The sequence below is a fragment of the Spirilliplanes yamanashiensis genome (genome assembly GCF_016863475.1).
GTDB classification, from domain to species: domain Bacteria; phylum Actinomycetota; class Actinomycetes; order Mycobacteriales; family Micromonosporaceae; genus Spirilliplanes; species Spirilliplanes yamanashiensis.
In genome coordinates, this window is the sequence record NZ_BOOY01000025.1 from 185,127 (window position 1) to 204,990 (window position 19,864).

The window sequence follows — 19,864 nt, forward strand, 5'->3', positions numbered from 1 at the left end:
TGGCCTGACCCACACGGTGTTCACCTGGCGTTTGCTGACGCGACGCCGGGGCGTCCCTACGGTTAACCGGGAGTTGTCCGAGCGCCGAGGGGAGGCATCACCATGGCGAAGAAGTCCAAGAAGGACAAGAAGAAGGACAAGAAGGGCAAGAAGAAGTAAGCCCTCGTGACGCGCGGGGCGGCCCGAGGATCCCGGGCCGCCCCCGCGCGCGTCAGCGGGGATTGTGCGCCAGGATCCGGTCGACGAGCGCGCCGCCCGGGAAGTCGAGCAGCACCGCACCGGTGCGCCGCACCGGCGTGTGCACCTCGGGCCCCTCGTTGAGATACGTCAGCAGGAACGGGTTGACCCCCTGCGTGCCGCCCGCGCCGCCGGCCACCTGGTACGGCAGCGCGAAGAGGCTGGCGCCGCTGGCGAAGTTCACGTACAGCCGGGCCGGGTCGCCCGCGCTCGTGCGGTCGAGGAATCGGCGCACCTGGTCGCGCTTGGTGGCGATGGCGCCGGTGTTGGGCACGTTGTAGTTGTCCTGCACGTACGTCGACGAGCCGTCGTTCCAGTCGGCGAACTGCGCCAGCCCGTACTGGTCGGTGCGGCCGCCGCGGGCGCCGTTGAGCACCGCCAGCACCACCTTGCCGCGCACCTGGCCCAGCGTGGGCACCGCCGCGGCCGCGTCGCGCCGCACCGACGGCTGCCACAGGATGCGCCGGGCCGCGGGGCTGTTGTCGCGGTAGGAGTCGAACACGTCCCGGAACGGCCGCTGGCCCGCCGCGTCGGTGCACGAGCCCCACTGGCCGGTGCACTCGTGCTTGAGGCGCAGCAGCACCGTCTCGCCGGGGTGTGCGCCGAGGTAGGCGTCGAGGGTGTCGAGCACGTCGTCGAAGTTGGCGTCCTGGTACGCGGCGCCGTGGTGGACGGTGAACGTGTTGCCGGTGTTGATCCGCACCCGGATGTCGATCATCCGGATGCCGGCCTCCAGCTGGCGGCGCAGCGTGCGGCCGCTCGCGCCGTGGTCCTCCTGCGTCTGGCTGATCGCCCCGCCCCGGATGGCGAGGGTGTCGTGGGTGCCGGGGATGGACAGCGCGGCGAGGCTGGTGGCGTCGGGGAGTGCGCGCATCCAGTCGGGGTTGTGCGCGGTCGCCAGCGTGCGGTACGAGCCGTCGACGGCGGCAAGGACAGCGGACGCGGCGGCGGTGGCGGTGGCGGGCGTGACGGCCCAGCCGGTGGCGGTGGCCGTGACGGCGGCCACGAGGACGGCGGCGGTGCGGCGTGCGGTTCGCATGTCGGCAAGGTATCGACGATCTTCGACCGAGCGGAAGGGCGTCGCGGACAGTTTCCTGCTCGTCCACCTGGCCGTTCCCGGCTGACCGCCGAGGGTGCCGATCGTGGCCCTCATGCGGATCGCGCTGGTCACGGAGTCCTTCCCGCCGGACGTCAACGGGGTGGCGAACTCGGTCGTCCGGGTCGCCGAGCACCTCGTGGCGCGCGGCCACGACCCGGTCGTCGTCGCGCCGGCCACCCGGGGGGCCGCGCCGGAGCTGCCGTACCCGGTGGTGCGGCTGCCCTCGGTGCCGATGCCGGGCTACGCGGCGTTCCGGCTGGGGGTGCCGACCCGGCAGCTCACGGCGACGCTGCGCACGGTGGACGTGGTGCACCTGGCGAGCCCGTTCGTGCTGGGCGCGGGTGGGCTCTCGGCGGCCCGGTCGCTCGGGGTGCCGTCGGTGGCGGTGTACCAGACCGACGTGCCGTCGTACGCCCGGCTCTACCGCATCGGCACCGAGCAGGCGGCGTGGCGCTGGCTGCGCCGCATCCACAACCTGGCCGGGCGCACGCTCGCGCCGTCGAGCGCGTCGGTGGCCGCGCTGCGCGGGCACGGGGTGCAGCGGGTGCACCTGTGGCGCCGCGGCGTCGACGCCGGCCGGTTCCACCCGGCCCGGCGCAGCGCCGGGATCCGCCGCGCGCTCGCGCCGGGCGGCGAGACCCTGGTCGGGTACGTCGGCCGGCTGGCGCACGAGAAGCACGTGGAGCTGCTGGCGGGCGCCTGCGCGCTGCCCGGCGTCCGCGTCGTCGTGGTGGGGGACGGCCCGGCGGCGCCGGCACTGCGCCGGCAGCTGCCCGGCGCGGTGTTCCTCGGCGCCCGGCACGGCGCGCAGCTGGCCCGCATCTACGCCAGCCTGGACGTGTTCGCGCACCCCGGCCCGTACGAGACGTTCGGGCAGAGCGTGCAGGAGGCGCTGGCCAGCGGGGTGCCGGTGGTGGCGCCCGCGGCGGGCGGCCCCGTCGATCTGGTGCGGCCGGGCGCGACCGGGCTGCTGGTGCCGCCGCTGGACGGCGGCGCGCTCACGGCCGCGGTCGCCGAGCTGGCCGCCGACCCGGTGCGGCGGGCGCGGTTCGGGGCGGCGGCCCGCGCCGACGTGGCGGCCCGCAGCTGGGCGGCGGTCGGCGACGAACTGCTCGGCCACTACGCCGCGGTGACGGCGTTCGCGGCCCTGCCGGCGGCGGTGGCGGCGTGAGGATCGTCCGGCTCGCCAACTTCGTCACGCCGCGCTCGGGCGGCCTGCGGACCGCGCTGCGCGAGCTGGGCGCCGGGTACGCGGCGGCCGGCCACGAGCCGGTGCTGGTGATCCCGGGCCCGCACGCGGCCGACGAGGCGACGCCGCAGGGCCGGGTCGTCACGCTGCCCGGGCCGCTGGTGCCGGGCGTCGGCGGCTACCGGGTGCTGGTGGACCGGGCGCGGCTGGCGCGCACGCTGGCGGCCCTGCGCCCCGACCGGCTGGAGGTCTCGGACCGCTCGACGCTGCGCTGGACGGGCGACTGGGCGCGGCGCGCCGGCGTGCCGTCCATGATGGTGTCCCACGAGAGCCTGGCCGGGCTGCTGCGCGCGGTGCCGGGCGGGGCGCTGGCCGCGGACCGGCTGAACGCGCGCAGCGCGGCCGCGTACGACCGGATCGTCTGCACGACGGCGTGGGCGGCGGCCGAGTTCGCGCGGGTCGGCGCGCCGGTCACCCGGGCGCCGCTCGGCGTCGACCTGGCCTTCTTCCGGCCGGGGCGGCACGACCCGGCGCTGCGCGACCGGCTGGCCGGGCCGCACGAGGTGCTGGTCGTCCACTGTGGCCGATTGTCGACGGAGAAGCGGGTGGACCGCTCGGTGCGCGCCGTCGCGGCGGCCCGCCGGGCCGGGCTCCGCGCGACGCTGGTGGTGGCGGGCGACGGCCCGCTGCGCGAGCGCCTGACGGTGCAGGCCGCGCGCGACGCGGTGCCGGTGCGCTGGCTGGGCCACGTCGCCGGGCGCGACCGGCTGGCGGCCCTGCTGGCGACGGCGGACGTGGTGCTGGCGCCCGGGCCGGTGGAGACGTTCGGGCTGGCGGCGCTGGAGGCGCTGGCGTCGGGCACGCCGGTGGTGGTGAGCGGGCAGAGCGCTCTGCCGGAGGTGGTCGGGGCGGCGGGCGCGGTGGTGCCGGGCGACGACGCCGCGGTGTGGGGCGCCGCGCTGGCCGAGGTCGCGGACCGGCCGGTGGCCGACCGGCGGGCGGCGGCGCGCGCCCGGGCCGAGCGGTTCGGCTGGCCCGCCGCGGTCGCCGCCTTCCTGGCCGCGCACCGGGCCGGGGTGTCAGAGGGCGATCGCGTCCCGCAGTGACCGGCTCGGCGGCAGCTCGCCGGACCCGCGCCGGATCAGCGAGGTCGGGATCCAGAACTCGCGAGGGGCGCCGGTCGCGCCGTCGATGCGCTCGAACAGGGCGCGCGCGGCGGTGCGGCCCATCAGCGCGGGGTCCTGCGCGACCACGGTGACGGCCGGTTCGAGCAGGTCGGCGAGCGGGAAGTCGTCGAAGCCGACGACCGCCACCGCGCGGTGCAGCCGCAGCCGGCGCAGCGCCCGCACCGCGCCGACGGTGACGAGGTTCTGGCTGGTGAACAGCGCGGTGGGCGGGTCCGGGCGGGCGTACAGCGTCATGGTGGCGCTCTCGGCGGCCGCCTCGTCGTGCAGGTCCTGCACGATCAGGTCCGGCTCCACGGCCAGCCCGGCCTCGGCCAGCGCCGCCAGGTAGCCCTGGTGCCGGCTGCGCGCGGTGGGGATGCGCGCGTAGTCGCCCAGGTGCGCGATGCGCCGGTGGCCGTGCGCGACCAGGTGCCGGACGGCCTCGGTGGCGCCCGTGACGTTGGTGGCGATGACGCAGTCGCCGGGGAAGCCGTTGGCGGGCCGGTCGACGAACACGACCGGGGTGTCCTGCTGGACCTCGGTCGCCAGGTACGCCTGGTCGGTGCTGGCCGGGGCGATGATGAGCCCGTCGGCGCGGCGCATGGTGAACACCCGGGCGAGTTCGCGCTCGCGCTGCGGGTCCTCGTCGAGGCTGCCGGTGAGCACCTGCACGCCGCGGGTGCGCGCCTCGTCCTCGACGGCGCGGTGCAGCGACGACGAGAACGGGTTGCCGACGTCCTCCAGCAGCACGGCGATGGTGCGGGTGCGGCGGTCGGCGCGGCGCAGCATGCTGGCGCCGATGTTGGGCCGGTAGTGCAGCATGTCGACGGCGGCCTGCACGCGGGCGGCCAGGTCGGCCGACACGCTGGTCTCGCCGTTCACCACCCGGGAGACGGTCTTCAGGCTGACGCCGGCGTGGCGGGCCACGTCGTTCATCGTCGGTCTGCCCACGGGCCCCCTCCTCGCGCCGGGACCGATTGTGACGTACGCCCACGCTGGGCCGACGCGGACAACGTTGTCAATGACCGTTGAGCCGACAACAGGTAGCCCGGACCGCATGTCGATCACTCTACGCAACGTTTTGGACACCTCGTGTTGACACGAGGGAGTGACGGACGTCTACTCGGTGACAACGTTGTCACGACCTGGGGCAGCGAACCCGTCGAAGGAGAGATGCCGCAGATGACCATGAATCGTCGCGGGCGGCTGCGCGCCGCCCTGGCCGCCGGGTGCGCGGCCACGCTGGTACTCGGCACCGCCGCCTGCGGAGGCGACGACGCCGGAGGCGGCTCCGGGGACGGCTCCGTCGTCGGCCTCATCACCAAGACCGACACCAACCCCTTCTTCGTCAAGATGAAGGAGGGCGCGCAGCAGGCCGCCGACGCCCAGGGCGTGCAGCTGCAGAGCTTCGCCGGCAAGCAGGACGGCGACAACGAGGCCCAGGTCCAGGCCATCGAGAACCTGATCTCCGCCGGCGCGAAGGGCTTCCTCATCACCCCCAGCGACTCGAAGGCCATCGTGCCGTCGATCGACAAGGCGAAGCAGTCCGGGATGCTGGTCATCGCGCTGGACACCCCGACCGACCCGGCGGACGCCGTGGACGCCACCTTCGCCACGGACAACTACCAGGCCGGGCTCCTCATCGGCCAGTGGGCCAAGGCGAAGTTCGCCAAGGAGGGCAAGACCGCCAGGATCGCCCTGCTCGACCTGAACGCCAACCAGGTCTCCGTCGACGTCCAGCGCGACCAGGGCTTCCTCGAGGGCTTCGGCGTCGACGTGGCCGACAAGGCCCGCATCGGCGACGAGAACGACCCGCGCATCGCCGGGCACGACGTCACCGACGGCGCCGAGGACGGCGGCCGCACCGCCATGGAGAACCTGCTCCAGAAGGACCCCACGATCAACCTCGTCTACACCATCAACGAGCCCGCGGCCGCCGGCGCGTACCAGGCCCTCAAGGCCGCCGGTAAGGACAAGGACGTCACGATCGTCTCCGTCGACGGCGGCTGCCCCGGCGTGGACAACGTCAAGGCGGGCGTCATCGGCGCCACCAGCATGCAGTTCCCGCTCAAGATGGCCCAGCTCGGCATCGAGGCGCTGGCCAAGTTCGCCCAGGACGGCACCAAGCCCGCGGCCACCGCCGGCAAGTCCTTCGTCGACACCGGCGCCACGCTCATCACCGACCAGCCGCAGGACGGGGTCCAGTCCCAGGACTCCGCCTGGGGCAAAGAGAACTGCTGGGGCTGACCATGGCGATCGACGACAACGGCGGCGGCGCCCACCGCGCGGGCACCGCCACCAAGGAACCCGAGCCGCGGCCCGACTTCGACTCGCAGAAGCACGACTCGCTCGGCCTGCGCATCCAGCACCTGCTGCACGGCAACCCGACCCTCGGGCCGCTGGCCGTGCTGGTCGTGGCGATCGTCGCCTTCTCGATCTTCAACCCGCGGTTCTTCGCCGCGCCGAACCTGTCGCTCGTGCTCGCGCAGGTCACCGTCATCGCGGTGCTCGCGCTCGGCCAGACACTGATCATCCTCACCGCCGGCATCGACCTGTCGGTCGGCGCGATCGCGGTGTTCTCGTCCATCCTGATGGCGAAGTTCGCCACCGATGCCGGCATGCCGGGCCTGCTCGCGCTCGTCCTCGGCCTGGTCGCCGGCACGGCGATGGGGGCACTCAACGGCTTCCTCGTCACCCGCATCAAGCTGCCCCCGTTCATCGTCACGCTGGGCACCCTGAGCATCTTCTTCTCGCTCAACTCGGTGGTCTCGCGCAGCGAGACGATCCGCGGCTCCGACATGCCGTCGCTGATGACCTGGACCGGCACGACGATCCCGATCGGCAACTTCCGGCTCACCTACGGCTCGATCATCATGCTGCTGCTCTTCGCGGTCTTCTTCTACGCGCTGAGCCGCACGGCCTGGGGCAAGCACGTGTACGCCACCGGCGACGACATCGAGGCCGCCCGCCTGGCCGGCATCCGCACCAGCCGGGTGCTGTTCAGCGTCTACACCGTCGCCGGCCTGCTCTACGCGATCGGCGCCTGGGTGCTGATCGGCCGGCTCGCCTCGGCCAGCCCCAACGTCGGCGTCGACTACAACCTCGACTCGATCACGGCCGTCGTGCTGGGCGGCACCAGCCTCTTCGGCGGCCGCGGCTCGGTGATCGGCACGCTGATCGGCGCGCTCATCGTCGGCGTGTTCCGCAACGGCCTGCAACTGGCCGGCGTCGAGGTCGTCTGGCAGGGCTTCGCGATCGGCCTGCTGGTGCTCATCGCGGTGTCGCTCGACCAGTGGATCAGGAAGGTGAAGGCTTGACTTCCTCAGCCGCCTCGGTGGGCGGGGAGTCCCTCGGTCGCCCTCGGGGTTTCCTGCTTCGACGCCGGTTGCCCCGTCCGGGAGGACTCTCGCCGAGGTCTGACACCGGCTCCACAGGCAGACACGGCCAGCCCGGCCGCCAGAAGGTTGCGCGCCGCGTTGACGTCGCGGTCGTGGACAGTGCCGCAGCGGCAGGTCCACCTCCGCATGTCGAGCGGCAGCATGTCCGCGAGCGCACCGCACGCGGAGCACAGTTTGGACGACGGGAACCAGCGATCAACGATGATCAGGTTCCGGCCGTACCAGTCGGTCTTGTAGTCGAGCATGTCCCGGAACTGTCGCCAGCCGGCGTCACTGATGGCGCGAGCCAGCTTGTGGTTTTTGAGCAGGTTGCGCACGGTCAGGTCCTCGATCACGATCGTTTGGTTCTCACGAACGAGCCGAGTGGTCAGCTTGTGCAGGTGATCGCGGCGCCGGTCGGCGACACGGGCGTGGATACGGGCGACCCTGATCCGAGCTTTGGCCTCGTTGCTGGAGCCCGTCTCCTTGCGGGCGAGCCGTTTCTGCGCCCGGGCCAGGGTGACCCGGTTGTTGCGCTCGTGCCGGGGATTGTCGACCTTTTCCCCGGTGGACAGGGTGAGCAGGTGGTCGAGCCCGACGTCGACACCGACGGCACCCGAGGCGGGCTTCTGCGGGATCACGTCGTCACAGAGCAGGGACACGAACCAGCGCCCGGCGGTGTCCTGAGACACGGTCACAGTGGACGGCGAAGCCCCGGCCGGCAGGGGGCGCGACCAGACGATGTTCAGCGGTTCGGCCATCTTCGCCAAGGTCAGGCGGCCGTGCCGGTAACGGAAGGCGCTGGCCGTGTACTCGGCCGAGCGGCGAGACCTCTTCTTGTTCTTGAAGCTGGGGTATCGGGCGCGGTTGGCGAAGAAATTGGTGAACGCCGTCTGCAGATGCCGCAACGTCTGTTGCAACGGCACCGAGGAGACGTCGTTGAGGAAGGCCAGTTCGTCCGTCTTTTTCCACGCCGTGAGCATGGCCGAGGTGGCGTTGTAGCCGATGCGTTCCTGGCGCAGCGTCCACGCCTCGGTGCGGGCCGTCAACGCCAGGTTGTAGACCTTGCGGACACAACCGAACGTGCGCGCCAGCTCAGTCGCTTGAGCATCCGTCGGATGAAAGCGATATCTGAAGGCCCGCTTCACGGTCCTGATCACGGGTCACAAGCTAGCCGGTCGCTGTACGGCAAACACCTCGACTCCCCGGAGGGAATGACATGACCGCCACCCAGGCCGCGCGGGTTCCCGAGCCGCGCAGTTCGGAACGCGTGCCCGTGCTGCAGGCGAAGAACCTCGTCAAGCGGTACGGCCGGGTCACCGCCATCGAGGACAGCGACCTGGAGCTGTACCCGGGCGAGATCCTCGCGGTGATCGGCGACAACGGCGCCGGCAAGTCGAGCCTGATCAAGGCGTTGTCCGGCGCGCTCGTGCCGGACAGCGGCGAGATCTACCTCGACGGCGAGCGGGTGCACTTCCGCAACCCGATGGACGCCCGGGCGGCGGGCATCGAGACGGTCTACCAGACCCTCGCGGTGTCGCCCGGCCTGGACATCGCCGACAACCTGTTCCTCGGCCGGGAGGTGCGCAAGCCGGGCATCCTCGGCTCGGTGTTCCGGATGCTCGACCGCGGTCACATGCGGGCGGAGGCCAAGCGGCACATGAGCGAGCTGGGCATCGCGACGTTGCAGAACATCGGCCAGGCCGTCGAGTCGCTGTCCGGCGGCCAGCGGCAGGGCGTGGCGGTGGCCCGCTCGGCGGCGTTCGGCAGCAAGGTCGTGATCCTCGACGAGCCGACCGCGGCGCTGGGCGTGAAGGAGGGCAACCGGGTGCTCCAGCTGATCCGGGACGTCCGCGACCGGGGCCTGCCGGTGATCCTGATCAGCCACAACATGCCGCACGTGTTCGAGATCGCCGACCGCATCCACATCCAGCGGCTGGGTCGCCGCGCCACGGTCATCACCCCCGAGTCGCACTCGATGTCGGAGGCGGTGGCGATCATGACGGGGGCCGCCGAGCCGCCGCCACCCGTGGCCTGACCGCCGCTCCCCGACGCGCCCGCCACTGTCGCCGTGGCGGGCGCGTCACTGTGCGTTATTTATTTGCACGTACCAGCCATATTGACGCTGCGTCAAGGCGCTCAAAGGTCTGAGTCTTCTCCCCGCCGGTATGTCGCTTTCGAGCGGCTCTCGCGTCACTCTGAGTGAGATCAGTCCGTGCGTCGCAGGGAGAGTCATGGTCAGCGTCATTCCAGCGCGTGACACCGGAGGCCGGCAGGCCCCGGCGGTCTCGCCCGGGCACGGCTTTCGCGCCGACGTCCAGGCGCTGCGCGCCGTCGCCGTGCTGCTCGTGGTGCTCTACCACGCAGGCGTGCCGGGGCTCACCGGCGGCTTCATCGGCGTGGACGTCTTCTTCGTCATCTCCGGCTTCCTCATCACCGGGCTGCTCATCCGCGAGCAGGAGCGCACCGGCACCGTCTCGATCCTCGGCTTCTACGCCCGCCGGATGCGGCGCATCATGCCCGCCGCGGCGCTCGTGCTCATCGCCACCGTCGTCGCCTCGTACCACTACCTCGGCTACATCCGCGGCGCCACCATCGCCGACGACGCCGAGTACGCGGGCGGCTTCCTCGCCAACTTCCACTTCGGCGCCCAGGGCCGCGACTACCTCACCGCCCAGAGCGACCCGTCGACGCTCCAGCACTTCTGGTCGCTCGCCGTCGAGGAGCAGTTCTACGTCGTCTGGCCCGCCCTGTTCCTCGGGCTGGCGCTGCTGGTGACCAGGGCCCGCAGCCGCGCCCTGATGATCGCGCCGATCGCCGTGCTGATGGCCGCGTCGTACGCCTGGTCCATCGTGTACACGGCGCAGAGCGCCACCGCCGCGTACTTCTCGCCGCTGACCCGCTTCTGCGAGCTGGCCGCCGGCGCGCTGCTCGCCGTCCTCGGTCCCGAGCTGGCCCGCATCGGCCGCCGGGTGGGCGCCGCGCTCACCGTCGTGGGCCTGGCCGGCATCGTCGCCACCGCGTTCCTGCTGACCACGGCGACGGCGTTCCCCGGCGCGATCGTCGCCGTCCCCGTGCTGGCCACCTGCCTGGTGCTCGCCGGCGGCGGCGCCGTCCGCGAGGGCAGCCTGCACCGGGCGCTCGCCGCGGCGCCCGTGCAGCAGATTGGGCTCTGGTCGTACTCGCTCTACCTGTGGCACTGGCCGCTGCTGACCATCGCCGAGCAGCACTGGGGCGACGAGCTCACCGGGCTGCACCGGGCCGGCCTGGTCGTGCTGGCCGTCGTGCTCGCCGCCCTCACCTACCGGCTGGTCGAGAACCCCGTCCGCAACGCCGCCGTGCTGCGCCGCCGCCCCGTGCTCAGCGTGCTCGTCGGGGTCGGGCTGATCCTGCTCGTCATCGCCGTCGCGGTGGCCGAGCTGAGCCTGCACCCGGCCGTCGTCCAGTCGCCCGCCCTCGGTTACTGAACCCCACCGCAAAGGACACCGCCATCATGCGTAAGCCCACCCTCGTCGCGGCGTCGCTGGTCGTGCTGCTCGCCGTCTCGGCGTGCGGCCGCATCGGCGGCGCGGGCGACGCCCCGGCCGCCGCCCTCGACGCCGCCGGCAAGGCCCGCCGGCTCATCGAGCAGGAGGCCGCCACCCCCGGCGTCGCCGCCGAGCAGGTGCTCGGCCTGGTCAAGGCCGCCCCCGGCATCACGGCCGTGCCGGACGACCTGGTCGTGCCGGTCGCGGCCGCCCTGGAGGACGGCCCCACCGCCGGGTACGACGGCTGCCTCGCCGGCGAGGCCGAGACCACCGGCCAGGAGTGCGTGTACGGCGACCCGGCCGGCGCCCGTACCGTGGTGCTGTTCGGCGACTCGCACGCCGGCATGTGGCAGCCCGCCTTCGACGCCGCCGGCCGCCGCACCCACACGCGGGTCGTGCTGCTCGCCAAGCCCGCCTGCGCGGTGCCCGAGCTGCACTTCTGGCTGGAGACCGAGCAGCGTCCGAACACCGAGTGCGACGACTACCGCGCCTGGGCGCTCGGCGAGATCGCCCGCGTCAAGCCGGACACCGTCGTCATGACCAGCCTGTTCACCGGCCCGCGCGACTTCGGCAAGAAGGACATCTCCCAGCAGCAGTGGGAGCAGGGCCTGGCGAGGACCATCGCCAAGGTGAACGCCACCGGCGCGCAGGCCGTCGTGCTGGGCGACATGGCGTACCTGGAGCAGAGCGCGCCGGAGTGCCTCGCCGCGCACGACAGTGACGTCGCGGCGTGCGCCCGCCCGGCGAGCGAGGCCGTGCTGAGCGCGCACAACGCGGGCGAGGCCGCCGCCACCGAGAAGGCCGGCGGGCGGTACGTGGGCATCTCCGACTGGTTCTGCACCGACGTCTGCGAGCCCATCATCGGCAGGATGGTGGTCTACCAGAACCAGTACCACATCAGCGCGGCCTACTCGCGGCACCTGTCCAAGGTGGTCGCCGACGCGGTCGGCATGACGGCCTGACCCGTGCACGCCCGTCCGGCGGCCCGTCCCTGCGTGTCAGGGGCGGGCCGCCGCCGGCACCAGCCGGGCGACCAGCGCGCGTACGTCGGCGCGCGACGGCGGCTCGGCCGTCGACAGCACCGCGTGCATCACCAGGCCCTCGATGGCGCCGTCGAGGCCGCGGGCGGTCAGCGGGTCGACGAACCGCTCCAGCACCGCCCGGCTGGCGCGCATCCACGTCTCGGTCACGTCGCGCAGTGCCGGGTTGCGCAGCGCCGCCAGGTACAGCTCGTAGGCCACCGCCCAGTCGTGCCGGTCCGCGCCCGCGTCGCGGTGCACCAGGTCGGTGACCGCGTCGACCAGGTCGTCGCGGGTGCGCACGCCGTCGAAGTGCCGGGCGTACACCGCGGACATGGTCGCGGCGTGCCGCCGGAACGCCTGTTCCAGCAGGTCGTCCAGGCCGGTGAAGTGGTACGTGAGCGAGCCCAGCGGCACGTCGGCCGCGGCGGCGATGCGCCGGTGCGTGGTGCCGGTGACGCCGTGTTCGGCGATGACGCCGATCGCCGCGTCGACGATGCGGGTCTTGCGGTCCGGGTCGTACCGGCGGGTGCTCACGGGCCGGCGTCCCGCACCACCCGGGCCGGGCTGCCGTACGCCACGACGCCGGGCGGCAGGTCGCGGGTGACGACGGAGCCGGCGCCCACGACGGTGTCCGCCCCGATGGTCACGCCGGGGCAGACGATGACGCCGCCGCCGAGCCACACGTTGTCACCGATCGTGATGGGCAGGGCGGCCTCCCACTTGTCGCGGCGCGGCCCGGGCTCCACCGGGTGGGTCGGCGTGAGCAACTGCACATGCGGCCCGATCTGCACGTCGTCGCCGATCGTCACGCGGGCCACGTCGAGGCAGACGAGCCCGAAGTTGGCGAACGTGCGCGCGCCGACGACGGTCTGGTAGCCGTAGTCGCAGCGGAACGGCGGCCGGATCTCGCTGCCCTCGCCGAAGGCGCCCAGCAGCTCCGTGAGCAGGGCGCGGCGCAGGTCGCCGTCGGTCGGGTCGGCGGTGTTGAGGCGGTGGGTGAGCGCCTGCGCGCGCAGCGCGTCGCGGGCCAGTTCGGGGTCGTCGGCGATGTACGGCTCGCCCGCGAGCATCCGCTCGCGCATGGACCGGGTCATGTGTACAAGCGTACATAATCCGCCCTCGTCACGCCCTCGCAAGATCCCGTGCATCGGCCGGACACAATCGGCCCGTCCGGTGACCGAGCGCACAGGCGCTCAGCTTGTGAGCGCCTCCGCGCGGGCCATAACTTGATCGCGATCGCGCTCATCCCCTCCCATCCACCCCGCTCGTGCGGGCGTTCCCGCCTGCCCGAAAACTCCCCGGGAGCACCCCCCATGACGCTGCGCCGCGGCGCCCTCGCCGCCCTCGTCACCGCAGGTTTCCTCGTCGCCCCGGCGGCCCCCGCCGCCGCCGGCCCCGCCCCCGCGCCCGCCGCCCCGGCGTCCACCACCGCCGCACCCGCCGGCGCCGGCGTCACCCTGGTGACCGGCGACCGGGTGCGGCTGGCCGGCGACCGCGTCGTCGTCGAGCCCGCCAAGGGCCGCGAGCGCATCGGCTTCGCCCGCTGGACCAGCCGCGGCGACACCTACGTCGTGCCCGCCGACGCGCTCGCCCTCACCGGCGCCGGCCGCGTCGACCGGCGCCTGTTCAACATCACCCAGCTCGTCGCCCACGGGTTCGACGACCGGTCCCGCGCCGACCTGCCGCTCGTCGTCACCACCAGCCGGCCGTCGGCGGTGCCCGGCGTCACCCGGGCCTTCCCGCGTGCCGGCGCCGCCGCCGTGCGCACCCGCAAGGCCGATGCGCCGCGGCTGTGGTCCACCGTCCGGGCCGGGGGCGCCGTCCAGCGGCTCGCCCTCGACGGGCCGGTGCGGGCCCAGCTCGACCGCAGCGTGACGCAGATCGGCGCGCCGGTGGCGTGGCGGGCCGGGCTGACCGGCAAGGGCGTCACCGTCGCCGTCGTCGACTCCGGTGTGGACGCCCGCCACCCCGACCTCGCCGACGCCGTCGCCGACGCCGTCGACCTGTCCGGCGACGGCACCGGCGACGCCTACGGCCACGGCACCCACGTGGCGTCCATCCTCGCCGGCAGCGGCGCCGCCCGCGGCGGCGAGTACCGCGGCGTCGCGCCCGACGCCCGGCTGCTCGACGTGAAGGTGCTGGGCGACGACGGCTCCGGCAGCGAGTCCGGCATCCTCGCCGGGCTGGAGTACGCCGCCACGCACGGCGCGGACGTCGTCAACGTCAGCCTCGGCATCGACTTCAGCGCCGACGGCGCCGACGTGCTGTCCGCCGCCGTCGACCGGCTCACCGAGCGGACCGGCGCGCTGTTCGTGGTCGCCGCCGGCAACAACGGGCCCACCGCCGGCACCATCGGCAGCCCCGCCGCGGCCGCGTCCGCGCTGACCGTCGGCGCGGTCGACCGCGACGACAGCCTCGCCTGGTTCTCCGCCCGCGGCCCGCGGCACCACAACTCCGGCATCAAGCCCGACCTGACCGCCCCCGGCGTCGGCATCGTCGCCGCGCTCACCGGCGCGGGCGGCACCGACGGCCCGTACACCGCCATGTCCGGCACCTCGATGGCCGCGCCGCACGTGGCCGGCGCCGCCGCCCTGCTCGCGCAGGCCCACCCCGGCTGGTCCGCCGCGCAGCTCAAGGCCGCCCTCATGGGCACCGCCGTGCCGAGCCCCGGCGCGACCGTCTACGAGCAGGGCGCCGGGCGCGCCGACCTGGCCCGCGCCACCGCCCAGCGGGTGTTCGCGTCCGCCGCCTCCATCGACGTCGGCGTGGCCGCCTGGCCGCACGCCGACGACGCCCCGGTGCGCCGCCCGGTCACCTTCACCAACACCGGCGACGCACCGGCCACCGTGGACCTCGCGTTCGACGTGCGCGACCCGGCCGGGGCGCCCGCCCCGGCGGGCATGTTCGCCGCCGACCCGCCCCGGCTCACCGTCCCGGCCGGCGGCAGCGCCACCGCGACCGTCATCGTCGACACCCGCGACCCCGAGGCCCCGACCGGCGTGTACGGCGGCGTGCTCACCGCCGCCGGCCTGCGCATCCCCGTCGGCGTCGACGTGGAGGCCGAGCGCTACGACGTCGCCGTGCAGGTGCGCGGCCGGCGCGGCGAGGCCACCGCCGACTACGGCCTGCGCCTGACCAACCTCGACACCCTCGCCGAGTACACGCCGTACGCGCCGTCCGGCCGGGTCGTCGCCCGGGTGCCGCACGGCCGCTACCGGCTCGACACGTTCGTGCGCAGCGGCGCCGAGACGGTCATCGGCATCGAGCCGGAACTCGTCGTCGACCGCGACCGCGCCGTCACGGTCAGCGGCGCCGACGGCCACACCGTCGACCTGCGCGTCGAGCGCCCCGGCGCCCGCGTCGGCACCGCCTGGCTCGGCTTCGACAGCGTCTCCACCGGCGGCGTGCCGCTCGGCTACGGCTGGATCGGCGGCCAGGAGGCGTTCGGCTCGGTGTACGTGCGCCCGTCGGAGACCGCCGCGCCGGGCCGGTTCACGTTCACCGCCGAGGCGTCGCTGGCCCAGCCGTCCCACGACGGCGCGTTCCGGGACAGCCCCTACCTGTACAACGTGCGCGCCGTGACCGACGGGCGCGTGCCGGCCGGCGTGGCCCGGGTGTTCGCCGACGCCGAGCTGGCCCGGGTGGACGCCACCCTCGCCGCGGCCGCCCCGGGCCGCACCGGCGTGCGGGGCATCGTCGAGCGCGACCTGCCCGCCACGCTCACGGAGTTCTACACCCCGGGCCACGTCTGGTACCCGGACTTCGCCCAGTACGGCCCGCGCGGCCGCGAGCACCTGACCGCCGCCCCGGCCCGCGTGTACGCCGCCGGCCAGGTGACCCGGGAGACGTGGAACGGGGCCGTCTTCGGCCCGTCGCTGCCGGTGCGCCCGGGCCGGCTGTTCCTCGCCGAGCGGGTCGGCGACCAGATCTCCGTCGGCGTGCCGATGTTCGCCGACGGCGCCGTCGACCACACCGGCCACCCGGGCGCGGTCCGCAGCCAGTCCACGGAGCTGTACGCCGGCGACCGGCTGGTCGGCACGTACCCGCTGGCCGGGCAGGGCTACTTCCCGGTGCCGTCCACCCCGGGCGAGTACCGGCTGCGCAGCGAGCTGACCCAGGCGGGCGCCGACACGTCGACCTCCGTGACGGCCGACTGGACGTTCAGCTCGGCGCCCGCGCCCGGCGTGACGAACGTGCCGCTGCTGGCCGTCCGGTTCGCGCCGGTGCTGGACGGGCGCAACGCGGCGCCCGGCGGCGCGTTCTCGTTCGCGGCGGCGGTGCAGCGCAACGGCGACGGCATCGTGGGCGCGGGCGTGACGCTGGCGGTCGACGCGTCCACCGACGACGGCGCGACGTGGGCGCCGGCCGCGCTGGCCCGCACCGGCGACGGCTGGACCGTGACGGTGACCCACCCGGCCGGCGCGGCGTTCGTGTCGCTGCGGGCGACCGCGCGGGACACCGCCGGCAACGCGGTCACCCAGACGATCCTGCGGGCGTACGCGGTCAGGTGAGCAGGTCGCGCACCCGCGGCAGCACCTCGGTGCCGTACAGCCGGATGGCCTCCAGCTGCGCCTCGTGCGGCAGGGTGCCGTGCGAGTACTTGAGGTCGAACCGCTGCACGCCCAGGGCCCGGACCGTGGCCGCGACCTTCGCGGCCACGGTCTCGGGCGAGCCCACGTGCCAGGCGCCCTCGGCGATGTCGGCCTCGAAGCGCTGCCGGTTCGGCGGCGGCCAGCCGCGCTCGCGGCCGATCCGGGTGAGCATCGCCCGGGCGTGCGGCCACAGGGTGTCGACCGCCTCGGCGTCGGTGGCGGCGACGAAGCCGGGGGAGTGCACCGCCACCGGCAGCGGGTCGCGCCCGAACTCCTTCAGCGCCCGGTGGTACAGCTCCACGTACGGGGCGAACCGCTCCGGTGCGCCGCCGATGATGGCCAGCACCAGCGGGAAGCCGTACTGCGCGGCGCGGACCACCGACTCGGGGCTGCCGCCGACGCCGATCCAGGTGGTGATGCGCCCGGACTCGGTCTTCGGGTAGACGTGCTGCTCCTTCAGCGGCGGGCGGACCGTGCCCTCCCAGGTGACGGCGTCCTCGGTGAGCAGGTGCGCCATCAGGTCGGCCTTCTCGGCGAACAGCCGGTCGTAGTCGGCCAGGTCGTAGCCGAACAGCGGGAACGACTCGGTGAACGAGCCGCGCCCGAGGATGATCTCTGCGCGCCCGCCGGACACCGCGTCGAGCGTGGCGAACCGCTCGAACACCCGCACCGGGTCGTCCGAGCTGAGCACCGTCACGGCGGTCCCGAGCCGGATCCGCGTCGTGCGCCCCGCGACGGCGGCCAGCACGATCTCGGGCGCCGACACGGCGAAGTCGTCGCGGTGGTGCTCACCGACCCCGAACGCGTCCAGCCCCACCTCCTCGGCCAGCACGGCCTGGTCGACGACGTTGCGGATCACCTCGGCGTAGCCGAGCCGCCTGCCGTCGGGCCCGACGCTGACGTCGCCGAACGTGTCGACACCGAACTGCACGGTCATGACCGCCTCCTCGCTTGACGGACCTGCCAACGCCGCCGCCCCCGGCGATGTTCCGCCACCCGGCGGGCTCCGGCGGGCAGGATCGGGGGGTGACCGAGCACCCGCTGTCGCGCGCCGAGTTCGACGCCGTCTACGCCCGCGTGCCGCGGCTGACCGTCGAGGTGGTGCTGCGCGGCGCGGCCGGGGTGGTGCTGACGCGGCGGTCGGTCGAGCCGGCCCGCGGGCTGTGGCACCTGCCGGGCGGCACCGTCCACTTCGGTGAGCCGGTGACGGCGGCGGTGCGCCGGGTGGCGCGCGCGGAGCTGGGCGTCGACGTGCTGGTGGGGGCGCTGCTGGGCTGGATCGAGTATCCGGGCCTGCACGCCGCGGGTTACCCGGGCTGGCCGGTGGGGCTGGCGTTCGCGGCGACCCTGGACGGCGGCGTGCCGGTGGCGGCGGACCAGGCGGACGCGGTCGGGTGGTTCCGGTCCGTGCCGCCCGACACGCTCGCCGAGCAGGCCGCGTTCCTGCGAAATCTGGGCATCTAGCTGCGGCACCTCATACTTTCGGTCAGAATGATCGACCGGTCGTCTAGGCAACGCTGGGATGATCGGGTAGGGTCCCCGCTGTGGAAACGACGACGACCCTCGCCCCCGCTGACGAGGACGCGCTGACGAGCGCCGACACCGCCAGCACCCTGCTCGCGGCGATGCACGCGGTGCCCGCCGACCACCCCTCGCGGCCCGGGCTGCGCGAGCAGGCCATCGAGGCCTGGCTGCCGCTCGCCCGGCACCTCGCCAAGCGCTACACCGGCCGCGGTGAGCCCACCGACGACCTGGTGCAGACCGCCACGATCGGCCTCATCAAGGCCGTCGACCGGTTCGACCCGGAGCGCGGCATCGACTTCGCGGGCTACGCGATCCCCACGATCATCGGCGAGATCAAGCGGCACTTCCGCGACCGCACCTGGTCGGTGCGCGTCCCGCGCCGCCTGCAGGAGCTGCGCCTGGCCATCACCGAGGCCAACAACACGCTCACCCACAAGCTCGGCCGCCCGCCGCTGGTCGCCGACGTCGCCGTGCACCTCGGCATCACCGAGGAGGAGGTGCTGGAGGGCCTGGAGGGCGCCCGCGCCTACAACGCGACGTCGCTGTCCACCCCGGTCGGCGCCGAGGGCTCCACGGAGCTGGGCGACACGCTCGGCGGCGAGGACACCGAGTTCGAGCTGGCCGAGCTGCGCGTCTCGCTGGGCCCGGCGCTCGCCACCCTCGACGAGCGCGAGCGCACCATCGTCGCGCTGCGCTTCCACGGCAACCTGACGCAGTCGCAGATCGCCGAGCGGGTCGGCGTCTCGCAGATGCACGTCTCCCGGCTGCTGGCCCGGGCGCTGACCAAGCTGCGCGACCAGCTGGGCGCCGACGCGTTCTGATCCACCGGACACACGAAACGGCCGGTGCGGGGAGACCCGCACCGGCCGTTTTCCGTCTGCCCGTCGCGCGTTACAGCGGCAGGAACAGCGCCAGGACGTTCGGCGGCTCCCAGCCCGGCAGCGACGTGTGCGACTGGCGCACCTGGTAGCGCACGCCGTTGTGCGTCACGACCTGCCCGGCGGAGTACGCCGTGTAGGGCGTCCACGCGGTGCCGGACGGCGGCGCGGTCGTCGGCGCGGTGGTCGGCGCGGTGGTCGGCGGGCGGGTGGTCGACGGCGGCGTCGTCGGCGGCGTCGTCGGCGGCCGCGTGGTCGGGGCGGTCGTCGGCGGGCGGGTCGTCGGCGCGGTGGTGGCCGGCGGCGTGCCGTTCGTCCACGAGTTGACCCGCACGTAGTCGACGAGCATCTGCTGCGGGAACTGGGTGGTGGCGTCGGGGTAGCCGGGCCAGTTGCCGCCGACGGCGACGTTGAGCAGCAGGAAGTGCGGCTTGTCGAACACCCACCGGTTGCCGCCCAGGTTGGCGGGGGTGATGCGGTGGTACTCGGCGCCGTCGAGGAACCAGCGGATCAGGTTGGGCGACCACTCGATGCCGTAGGTGTGGAAGTCGTCGGCGAGGGGGCGGCCGATGTTGCGGCTGCCGGTGATGCCGGCGCCGCCGGAGTAGCCGGGGCCGTGCACGGTGCCGTAGACGGTGTTGGGCTCCTTGCCGACGTTCTCCATGATGTCGATCTCGCCGGAGTTGGGCCAGCCGACCTGGCCGAAGTCCTGGCCGAGCATCCAGAAGGCGGGCCAGATGCCCTGGCCGCGCGGGATCTTGATGCGGGCCTCGAACTTGCCGTAGGCCTGGGAGAACTTGTTGCTGGTGATGAGCCGGGCGCTGGTGTACTCGCAGCGGCCGTAGTGGCACTGGAAGTTGCCCGGGTTCTCGCGGCGGGCCGTGATGACCAGGTTGCCGGCGCCGTCGTGCACCGCGTTGCTGGTGGAGTTCGTGTAGTACTGCCGCTCGTTGTTGCCCCACCCGCTGCCGCCGATCTCGGCGGTCCACTTGCCGGTGTTGACGGGCGTGCCGGCGGCGGCGTTGAACTCGTCCTGCCAGGTGATCGGCCCGACGGCCGCGTCGGCGGTGTCGCTGCGGGACGCGACCGCGAGGCCGCCGGCCAGGGTCGTCGCCGTGACGGCGAGGGCGAGGAGCAGGCGTGGTCGGCGCATGGGGGAAGGAGCCTCCGGGGGGCGTGGGGGGCGAGGGGGCAGCCGTCACCTTCGGGCATCGCGGGGGCGCGCCGCAAGGGACCGCACGGAAACTTAACTA

17 protein-coding genes are annotated in these 19,864 nt (G+C 73.9%); 10 read left to right on the forward strand and 7 right to left on the reverse strand.

Going from position 1 to position 19,864, the window contains the following annotated elements:
• Positions 1 to 211 precede the first annotated feature (211 nt).
• Positions 212 to 1,276: a phosphatidylinositol-specific phospholipase C gene (locus tag Sya03_RS16455; protein ID WP_203939179.1), complete on the reverse strand. Its 1,065-nt coding sequence runs from the start codon at positions 1,274 to 1,276 to the stop codon at positions 212 to 214.
• Between the two features lie 112 nt (positions 1,277 to 1,388).
• Between Sya03_RS16455 and Sya03_RS16460 the strand changes: the two genes are divergently transcribed.
• Complete coding sequence (locus Sya03_RS16460; RefSeq protein WP_203939259.1) at positions 1,389 to 2,507, forward strand: glycosyltransferase family 4 protein; 1,119 nt, start codon at positions 1,389 to 1,391, stop codon at positions 2,505 to 2,507.
• Positions 2,504 to 3,631, forward strand: a complete 1,128-nt coding sequence (locus Sya03_RS16465; RefSeq protein ID WP_203939180.1) for a glycosyltransferase — start codon at positions 2,504 to 2,506, stop codon at positions 3,629 to 3,631. The genes Sya03_RS16460 and Sya03_RS16465 overlap by 4 nt, the downstream gene beginning before the upstream one ends.
• Here the strand turns inward: Sya03_RS16465 and Sya03_RS16470 are convergent.
• Positions 3,605 to 4,642, reverse strand: a complete 1,038-nt coding sequence (locus Sya03_RS16470) for a LacI family DNA-binding transcriptional regulator (RefSeq protein WP_239107583.1) — start codon at positions 4,640 to 4,642, stop codon at positions 3,605 to 3,607. The two genes, Sya03_RS16465 and Sya03_RS16470, sit on opposite strands and share 27 nt — an antisense overlap.
• 231 nt (positions 4,643 to 4,873) lie before the next feature.
• Between Sya03_RS16470 and Sya03_RS16475 the strand changes: the two genes are divergently transcribed.
• A complete protein-coding gene (locus tag Sya03_RS16475) occupies positions 4,874 to 5,938 on the forward strand; it encodes a sugar ABC transporter substrate-binding protein (RefSeq protein WP_239107584.1) in 1,065 nt (354 codons plus the stop codon).
• Between the two features lie 2 nt (positions 5,939 to 5,940).
• A complete protein-coding gene (locus tag Sya03_RS16480) occupies positions 5,941 to 7,008 on the forward strand; it encodes an ABC transporter permease (RefSeq protein ID WP_203939183.1) in 1,068 nt (355 codons plus the stop codon).
• A gap of 5 nt (positions 7,009 to 7,013) precedes the next feature.
• On the opposite strand, the gene Sya03_RS16485 is transcribed toward Sya03_RS16480, so the two are convergent.
• Positions 7,014 to 8,228: an RNA-guided endonuclease InsQ/TnpB family protein gene (locus Sya03_RS16485; RefSeq protein ID WP_203939184.1), complete on the reverse strand. Its 1,215-nt coding sequence runs from the start codon at positions 8,226 to 8,228 to the stop codon at positions 7,014 to 7,016.
• A gap of 59 nt (positions 8,229 to 8,287) precedes the next feature.
• On the opposite strand from Sya03_RS16485, the gene Sya03_RS16490 reads away from it, so the two are divergent.
• The 3 genes from Sya03_RS16490 to Sya03_RS16500 all read left to right on the forward strand — a co-directional run bounded on the left by Sya03_RS16490 (position 8,288) and on the right by Sya03_RS16500 (position 11,557).
• The gene (locus tag Sya03_RS16490) at positions 8,288 to 9,106 is read left to right on the forward strand and encodes an ATP-binding cassette domain-containing protein (RefSeq protein WP_203939185.1); all 819 of its coding nucleotides are present in this window, start codon (positions 8,288 to 8,290) and stop codon (positions 9,104 to 9,106) included.
• A gap of 196 nt (positions 9,107 to 9,302) precedes the next feature.
• Positions 9,303 to 10,535 carry an acyltransferase family protein gene (locus Sya03_RS16495; protein ID WP_203939186.1) on the forward strand — a complete coding sequence of 411 codons (1,233 nt, stop codon included), beginning with the start codon at positions 9,303 to 9,305 and terminating at the stop codon, positions 10,533 to 10,535.
• 26 nt (positions 10,536 to 10,561) lie between these two features.
• Positions 10,562 to 11,557 (forward strand): SGNH hydrolase domain-containing protein, encoded by a 996-nt coding sequence (locus Sya03_RS16500; protein WP_203939187.1) that lies wholly within the window; start codon positions 10,562 to 10,564, stop codon positions 11,555 to 11,557.
• Between the two features lie 36 nt (positions 11,558 to 11,593).
• Here the strand turns inward: Sya03_RS16500 and Sya03_RS16505 are convergent, their stop codons facing one another.
• A complete protein-coding gene (locus Sya03_RS16505; RefSeq protein WP_203939188.1) occupies positions 11,594 to 12,151 on the reverse strand; it encodes a TetR/AcrR family transcriptional regulator in 558 nt (185 codons plus the stop codon).
• The gene (locus Sya03_RS16510; protein ID WP_203939189.1) at positions 12,148 to 12,711 is read right to left on the reverse strand and encodes a sugar O-acetyltransferase; all 564 of its coding nucleotides are present in this window, start codon (positions 12,709 to 12,711) and stop codon (positions 12,148 to 12,150) included. The genes Sya03_RS16505 and Sya03_RS16510 overlap by 4 nt, the downstream gene beginning before the upstream one ends.
• 219 nt (positions 12,712 to 12,930) lie before the next feature.
• Between Sya03_RS16510 and Sya03_RS16515 the strand changes: the two genes are divergently transcribed.
• The gene (locus Sya03_RS16515) at positions 12,931 to 16,128 is read left to right on the forward strand and encodes a S8 family serine peptidase (RefSeq protein WP_203939190.1); all 3,198 of its coding nucleotides are present in this window, start codon (positions 12,931 to 12,933) and stop codon (positions 16,126 to 16,128) included.
• Here Sya03_RS16515 and Sya03_RS16520 read toward each other — a convergent pair.
• Complete coding sequence (locus Sya03_RS16520; RefSeq protein ID WP_203939191.1) at positions 16,121 to 17,146, reverse strand: LLM class flavin-dependent oxidoreductase; 1,026 nt, start codon at positions 17,144 to 17,146, stop codon at positions 16,121 to 16,123. The genes Sya03_RS16515 and Sya03_RS16520 overlap by 8 nt on opposite strands.
• 89 nt (positions 17,147 to 17,235) lie before the next feature.
• Here Sya03_RS16520 and Sya03_RS16525 point away from each other — a divergent pair, with 89 nt between their 5' ends.
• Both Sya03_RS16525 and Sya03_RS16530 read left to right on the forward strand, forming a co-directional pair.
• On the forward strand, positions 17,236 to 17,673 hold the full coding sequence (locus Sya03_RS16525) for an NUDIX hydrolase (RefSeq protein ID WP_203939192.1): 438 nt from the start codon (positions 17,236 to 17,238) through the stop codon (positions 17,671 to 17,673).
• A gap of 161 nt (positions 17,674 to 17,834) precedes the next feature.
• Positions 17,835 to 18,554, forward strand: a complete 720-nt coding sequence (locus Sya03_RS16530) for a SigB/SigF/SigG family RNA polymerase sigma factor (protein ID WP_203939260.1) — start codon at positions 17,835 to 17,837, stop codon at positions 18,552 to 18,554.
• Positions 18,555 to 18,624: 70 nt separating this feature from the next.
• Here Sya03_RS16530 and Sya03_RS16535 read toward each other — a convergent pair whose 3' ends face one another.
• The gene (locus tag Sya03_RS16535) at positions 18,625 to 19,764 is read right to left on the reverse strand and encodes a family 16 glycosylhydrolase (RefSeq protein ID WP_239107585.1); all 1,140 of its coding nucleotides are present in this window, start codon (positions 19,762 to 19,764) and stop codon (positions 18,625 to 18,627) included.
• Positions 19,765 to 19,864 lie beyond the last annotated feature (100 nt).